Source organism: Proteus sp. fly-1089, from assembly GCF_040138965.1.
GTDB classification, from domain to species: Bacteria; Pseudomonadota; Gammaproteobacteria; order Enterobacterales; family Enterobacteriaceae; genus Proteus; species Proteus vulgaris_B.
On the sequence record NZ_JBEETS010000002.1, the window covers coordinates 532,408 to 539,569 of the forward strand.

Consider the following 7,162-nt stretch of genomic DNA (forward strand, 5'->3'; position numbering starts at 1 on the left):
ATTATCTATTTTGTTTCCACGGAAACAAAATAGATAATAAGAGGCAATAAAATGAAATTATCAATCCGCAGTTTGTTTTATCTCATTTGCTTTAGCGCATTATTAGGCTCTTTAGCGCAAAATATTTATACCCCTGTACTTCCCTTGATCCAACAGCAATTTAATACCACGTTATCACTGGTTAATCTGACGGTATCTGCATTTACTTTTGCTATGGCTGTTATGCAACTATTTTATGGTTCATTGATTGATAAATGGGGAAGAAAACCAATTTTACTCAGTGGATTAGCAATTTCTATTGTGGGCGCATTGGGTTGTGTTTGGTCTGACTCTATTAGCTTATTGATTTTTTGGCGTGTGATCCAAGCTATCGGTATTGCTGCCATTCCCGTGGTTGCGGCAACTATTCTTGGCGATCTTTATCAAGGAAACGATCGCGCAAAAGCAATGGGATCCTATCAAATGCTATTGGCACTAGCGCCTGCTTGTGGCCCTTTATTAGGTGGATATTTAGCGCAACATTATCAATATCAAGGCATTTTTATTTTCTTGGCTGTTATCGGTATCCTATTACTGATCACACATCTCTTTTATTTACCTGAAACACGTCCGGAACAGAAAGAAACCTTTAAAAGCTTATCAGCAATGCAGCAAGTACTTATAGCGCCTGAGGGTAAATCTGTATTTGTCATGAGTTTTATGGTGTTTTATAACTATTTTTGTCTACTGGTTTTTTTACCCTTAATTGCCTTTCATCTCTATCAACTTAACAGTACTGAAATAGGTGGATTATATATGCCTATGTCGATTGCACTTGTCTTAGGTAGCTATCTTTACCGTAGAATTTGCCATCTATTTAGTGCTGAATATGGTGTGATTATTACCTCTTGTATCAATCTGATTATGTTGACGTTATTTGCACTCTTTTGGCAAATATCACTACCTGTCATGCTTGGCTTAACTGTGTTATATGGGCTTTCTTTGGGCTTAACCATGCCAACGCACACTACATTATTAACAAGTCATTTTAGCTCGATGAGGGCAACTGCAATGGGGATTTATAACTTTATTCGTTATTGTGGAATGGCTACTGGTCCTATGATTTCGGTCTATTTTGTAACTGACAATAACTATGAATATGTCTTTTATTCTTGTGTGATCTTTACGAGTTTGGCATTGTGTTTCACCATTAAGACCTTAATGTCTTCATTAAAAGAAAAAAAACAAACTGCAAACTAACAGGATATTTAATGAAATTAACCATTGAAAAACTGACACAACTCTCTGAACAAGACCGTATTGATTTAGGTAAAATTTGGCAAGATACACGTTATCAATCAGCTCTAGCAAATGAGATCAGCAACGAGAATGTACTCTTTGTGGCGAGATTTAATGAGCGATTATTAGCTGCTTGCTGGGTTAAATTATCGGGTAAAGAAGCGATTATTACTGATTTTATGGTCAGAGAAGTAACTCGTCGTCGCGGTGTTGGGCATTATTTATTGACACAATGTTTATCTGCATACCCTGATATTTTTCATTGGCAAGCAATAAGTTTATCCGCAGAAGAAAATGGATATGATGTTGCACATGCTTTTTTAGTACAACATCAATTTAGTCCATCACCACAATCTGATCTTTATATTCTAAATAATTGACAATGTTATTACTCTAACTAATTGATAATGCTCTTACTCTAAATAATTCATAATGCTTTTTACTCTAAATAATTCAAGGTGTAGCTAGGCGACAAGTGAATGAGTCGCTAGGAGCATACATAAGTATGTGACTTGCGTGAATGAATGAAGTCAACAACGCTACAACTTGAAGTATGACGAGTTAAACGCTACAACTTGAAGTATGATGAGAACGAATAGCATAAAGTCTAGCCACATTATAAGCCGTCTCACTAAGATTCTTTTGTGCATTATCTAATGCATCTGAAAGTGTGGAAACGCCGGGGACAATAGAAAAAACAGCATCAATCCCGTGTTGGTAAACGACTTCATAATCAGATAAATACCCGCCCACCAATGCAACGACTGGAAGGTGATATTCTTTGGCTAATTTACCCACTCCGGTAGGTGTTTTACCCTGTACGGATTGGCTATCCATGCGACCTTCACCGGTTATCACTAAGTCTGCATCTTTCAAATATTTTTCTAATTCAACAGCCTTAGCAACAAGCTCTACACCTTGTGACAAGGTAGCTTGAGTAAAGGCAAGCAATGGCAAGGCAAGTCCACCAGCAGCACCACTTCCTGCAATATTAATAAGGTTGCGTTGCGTCATTTTCTCAAGATAAGTACCAAAATGACGTAAGGCTTTATCAAGTTGCACAATATCGTCTTTGGTCGCTCCTTTTTGAGGACCAAAAATAGCTGATGCTCCTTTTTCTCCACACAACGGGTTTGTTACATCACAAGCAATTTCGATCTCGACTTGCTTAAGTTTAGGGTTAAGAGTTGTGATATCAATAGAATGGAGCCGTGTTAATGCTAGTCCACCAAAAGGCAAAGAGGAGCCTAATTTATCTTTAAGACCAAGACCAAGTGCTTGCATCATGCCTGCACCTGCATCATTTGTAGCACTTCCACCTAATCCCAAAATGATTTTTTTAACCCCCATATCAAGAGCTGCATTAATTAATTCGCCCGTACCATAACTGGTCGTTAAATTGGGATCACGTTGAGAGGATGGAATAAGATGAAGGCCCGACGCTTGTGCCATTTCAATCACGGCAGTAGTGTTATCGCCTAAAATACCCCACGTTGCTATCACTTGTTTACCTAAAGGTGAGCAAACTGGCGTAGTAATTAATCGCCCTTGAGTGGCATCAACCAATGATGTGACTGTACCTTCTCCCCCATCAGCCATAGGAATGCAATAATATTGCGCATCGGGTAAATAGCGTGAAAACCCCTGTTTTATTGCTGTTGCAACTTCTTTCGCACTTAAGCTTTCTTTAAATGAATCAGGGGCAATAACTATTTTCACGTTATATTCTCCAGGCAATAAAAAAGCGATATTTTCATATCGCTTTTATAACATACTCTACTTTATGAGAGCGTGTACATGGTCTGAAATGTGATTAATCTTCAATCGCTAAACGCAATTTCTTCATCGCATTTTTTTCTAATTGGCGAACACGTTCAGCAGATACACCATATTTTGTCGCCAAATCTTGCAATGTCGATTTGTTATCATCATCTAGCCAACGGGCACGAATAATATCTTGGCTACGCTCATCAAGAGTTTCAATTGCTGACGTCAGTTTATCCGTTGCATGATTATCCCAGTTATCTTCCTCAATGCCGTCGGCAAAGTCTGAAGACTTATCTTCTAAGAAGAGTACTGGAGCAATTGGATGTGAATCATCACTATCATCAGCAGTCATATCAAATGCCATATCTTGCGCTGACATTCGTGATTCCATTTCTCGGACATCACTTTCTGACACACCCAATTCTCTTGCGACTAATTCCACTTCATCTTGATTAAACCAACCTAAGCGTTTTTTATTTTTTCGCAGATTAAAAAACAGTTTACGTTGAGATTTAGTAGTCGCAACTTTCACGATACGCCAGTTACGTAGCACATATTCATGAATTTCTGCTTTGATCCAATGTACGGCAAAAGAGACCAGTCGGACACCCACTTCTGGGTTAAAACGGCGTACCGCCTTCATCAGACCAATATTGCCTTCTTGGATAAGGTCGGCTTGGGGTAAACCATAGCCAGAATAGCTGCGAGCAACATGAATAACGAAGCGCAGATGTGACAGGATAAGCGTTCTTGCCGCATCCAAATCACCCTCGTAATGCAGCCGTTCAGCGAGTTCCTTTTCTTCCTCTGCGGTTAACATCGGATAGGAATTGGCTGCACGTATATACGCTTCGATGCTGCCTTGCGGAACCAATGCTAAGGATTGCATTTCTTTTGTCATTCAAATCCTCATGAAAATCAAATAAATAATTAAGATTATTACTGTAAGGGAAAACGGATGAGCCTTATAAATATAGCTTAAATAGGAAGTCAGTTAAGTTTTTTACGATGTGTTTTTATCATAACGACTATTTGACCAGCATAAAGATTAAAGGTTCATCTCGCATCTATGTTTACATATCTTTGTACTTTCCCATGCAGAAGCAAACATGATCGTTGGCTTGCCTTAGAAAAGATTGCGAGCATTATTATGCCAGAGACGGGGCGTTGATAAAATGGCTGGGTGACGATATTAACGTAACCCAGCCTGATAAAAAATATCTCTCATTATTTAGAAGAGCAGTATAAAAGAGCTCTAATTCGTTATTCTGGTGTAAATTGACGCAAATGTTGCATTGTCGTCAACCATGCAGCAAGCCAACCGATAGTCATCGCTACGAGTATAAGAATAATTGACTCATCAAACCCTAATCCTGAAATGGAAAAAGAAGTCCCAAATACCGTTGCGGCTTGAGTCACCACATCAGAAAGTTTCCACACTAATAGAGCAGAAAAAATTAGGGCAAACACAGCGCCAATAAATCCAAGGATTAATCCCCAATTCAGAAAAGGGCGCATAATAAAACCATCGGTTGCACCAATAAGTTTCATAACATTAATGGTATCGCGACGACTGAAAATATTGAGGCGTACACTGTTACCAATCACCAATAGCAGGGCGACAACCATCAATGAACCAATCACCAAAGCAATTTGCCCTACTAATGAAGTCAACGTTGAGAGCCGAGCAAACCAACTGTCATCCATTCTAACTTCATCAACACCGGGTATTTTCGTCACGGTATCACGCAAATTCACCATCAATTGTTGATCACTTGGATCCATAACAGGAGTCACAATTGCTACCGCAGGCAATGGATTCTCTTCTAACATATCTAATGCACTGCTAAAGCCAGACCAAGAACGGAATTCCACCAGCGAGTCTTGCCGTGAAAGATAATTCACCTCACCCACTTTCTCTAAAGCTTCTATTTTTTTGATCGTGGCTTCAGCTAATGAATCATCAAGAGATTTATCAAGATAAACGGTTAATTGTGGAGTGGGATACCATTGCTCTGCCGCAGTTGAAACATTTTTCCACACAATATAAAAGATGCTAGGTAATGTTAATGAAATGGCGACTACCATTACCGTTAGAAAGGAAGAAAGCGGTTGGCGTAAAAAGTCAGCCATGGTATTACGCCATGCATAACGCCATTGTTCACGTCTTCCCCCTTTTAGCGCCTTGGTTTTTGCGCCTGGCGTTGGCATTGATTTACGGGAACTTTTTGCTTTAGCCATTTTGTCCTCCCACCATTCTGCCTTGCCCTAATGTAAGAATGCGATAATTTCTACGCTCAATCAAAGACATATCATGTGTTGCCATTAACACAGTGACACCTACACGATTAAACTCTTCAAAAAGACGCATTATGCCTTCTGAAAGTTCACCATCAAGGTTGCCCGTTGGTTCATCCGCAAGCAAAACCGTTGGCTTATTCACAACAGCGCGAGCAATACCTACACGCTGTTGTTCACCACCAGAAAGTTGGATCGGATAATTTTTAGCTTTATCCAAAAGCCCCACTTTATCTAAAGCTGCGGAAACTCTGCGTCGAATATCCTCTTCACTTGCGCCAGCAATAATCAGTGGAAGAGAGACATTGTCATAAACCGTTCTATCCATCAATAAATGGTGATCTTGGAAGATCATCCCAATTTGACGACGCAGAAAAGGGATCTCACTATTTTTCAATCTGCTAATATCATGCCCAGCAAACCAAATAGCGCCATCACTAGGACGTTCTATTCCACAAATTAACTTAAGCAATGTACTTTTACCGGCACCAGAGTGACCCGTTAAAAAAGCCATTTCTCCAGGGCGAAGATGGAAATCAACTCCCTGTAATGCTTGTCTTCCACCTAAATAAGCCTTGCTGACGTGTTCGAAGCGGATCATTACAACTACTCCTCGCGGGCAAACAGAGCCTCAATAAAATCGTCGGCCTTAAACGGACGTAGATCTTCAATACCTTCACCTACCCCGATATAACGGATAGGAATACTAAACTGATCAGCAATAGAGAAAATAACCCCCCCCTTTGCTGTACCATCGAGTTTAGTCAATGTTAATCCAGTTAGCCCAACAGTTTCATTAAAGAGTTTAGCCTGACTGACTGCATTTTGCCCGGTACTTGCATCTAACGTCAGCATCACTTCATGTGGTGCTTCTTCGTCTAATTTCTTCATAACACGAACGATTTTTTTCAGCTCTTCCATTAAATGGGATTTATTCTGCAATCGTCCTGCGGTATCTGCAATAAGAACATCGACACCTTTTGCCTGTGCTGATTGGATCGCATCAAAAATTACTGATGCAGGATCTGCACCGGTATGTTGTGCAACAACCGGAATATTATTGCGCTCACCCCAAACTTGTAACTGTTCAACCGCCGCAGCACGGAAGGTATCACCAGCCGCTAACATGACAGATTTACCTTCAGCTTGATATTGTCGCGCTAATTTCCCGATTGTGGTTGTCTTACCCACACCATTAACTCCGACCATTAAAATAACAAAAGGTTTTTTACCTTCAATATTTAATGGCTTATCAACTTTCGTTAAGATCTCGCCCATCTCTTCACGTAATTTGCCGTAAAGGGCTTCAGCATCTTTAAGATCTTTATGTGTTGCGTGTTTGGTCAGGCTGGTGATGATTTTAGTCGTGGTTTCCATTCCCACATCAGCGATTAAGAGTTGCTCTTCTAACTCCTCAAAAAGCTCATCATCAATTTTCTTACCACGAAATAGACCAAGGAATCCTGAACCTAAGTTCTGGCGAGTTTTCAGTAAGCCTTTTTTCAGTCGGCTAAAGAAACCTTCTCTTTTAGGTTTTTCTTGTTCAAGAACTTTATCTGCCAGCACTTCTTCGCGTAAAGATTCAATATCTTCAGCTTCTGCTTGCGCAATAGCGAGACGTTCGTTTTCTTCTTCTTGAGCTAGACGCTCTTGTTCGATACGTTGTGCTTCTAAACGCTCTTGCTCTGCTTTCAGCTCCGCTTGGCGCTGGGCTTCTTCTTGCGCTAAACGTTGAGTTTCGGCTTCTTGAGCTAGACGCTCTTGTTCGATACGTTGTGCTTCTAAACGCTCTTGCTCTGCTTTCAGCTCCGCTTGGCGC

Annotated in this window: 7 protein-coding genes; 2 read left to right on the forward strand and 5 right to left on the reverse strand. The window is 40.3% G+C overall.

Annotated elements, in window-relative coordinates; genetic code table 11:
- Positions 1-51 precede the first annotated feature (51 nt).
- On the forward strand, positions 52-1,239 hold the full coding sequence (locus tag ABN080_RS08865) for an MFS transporter (protein WP_349440849.1): 1,188 nt from the start codon (positions 52-54) through the stop codon (positions 1,237-1,239).
- Positions 1,240-1,250: 11 nt separating this feature from the next.
- Entirely contained in the window at positions 1,251-1,658 is a 408-nt protein-coding gene (gene panM / locus ABN080_RS08870) for an aspartate 1-decarboxylase autocleavage activator PanM (RefSeq protein ID WP_349440850.1), read from the forward strand.
- 181 nt (positions 1,659-1,839) lie between these two features.
- On the opposite strand, the gene ABN080_RS08875 is transcribed toward panM, so the two are convergent.
- From ABN080_RS08875 to ftsY, 5 genes are all read right to left on the reverse strand, one after another.
- Positions 1,840-2,997 carry a glycerate kinase gene (locus tag ABN080_RS08875; protein ID WP_349440851.1) on the reverse strand — a complete coding sequence of 386 codons (1,158 nt, stop codon included), beginning with the start codon at positions 2,995-2,997 and terminating at the stop codon, positions 1,840-1,842.
- Between the two features lie 94 nt (positions 2,998-3,091).
- The gene (gene rpoH, locus ABN080_RS08880) at positions 3,092-3,946 is read right to left on the reverse strand and encodes an RNA polymerase sigma factor RpoH (RefSeq protein ID WP_072069811.1); all 855 of its coding nucleotides are present in this window, start codon (positions 3,944-3,946) and stop codon (positions 3,092-3,094) included.
- 362 nt (positions 3,947-4,308) lie between these two features.
- Positions 4,309-5,286 (reverse strand): permease-like cell division protein FtsX, encoded by a 978-nt coding sequence (gene ftsX, locus ABN080_RS08885; protein WP_072069812.1) that lies wholly within the window; start codon positions 5,284-5,286, stop codon positions 4,309-4,311.
- Positions 5,279-5,944 carry a cell division ATP-binding protein FtsE gene (gene ftsE, locus ABN080_RS08890; protein WP_023583735.1) on the reverse strand — a complete coding sequence of 222 codons (666 nt, stop codon included), beginning with the start codon at positions 5,942-5,944 and terminating at the stop codon, positions 5,279-5,281. The genes ftsX and ftsE overlap by 8 nt, the downstream gene beginning before the upstream one ends.
- A 5-nt stretch (positions 5,945-5,949) precedes the next feature.
- Positions 5,950-7,162: signal recognition particle-docking protein FtsY (gene ftsY / locus ABN080_RS08895; protein WP_349440852.1), on the reverse strand; the 1,213-nt coding region annotated here is incomplete at its 5' end.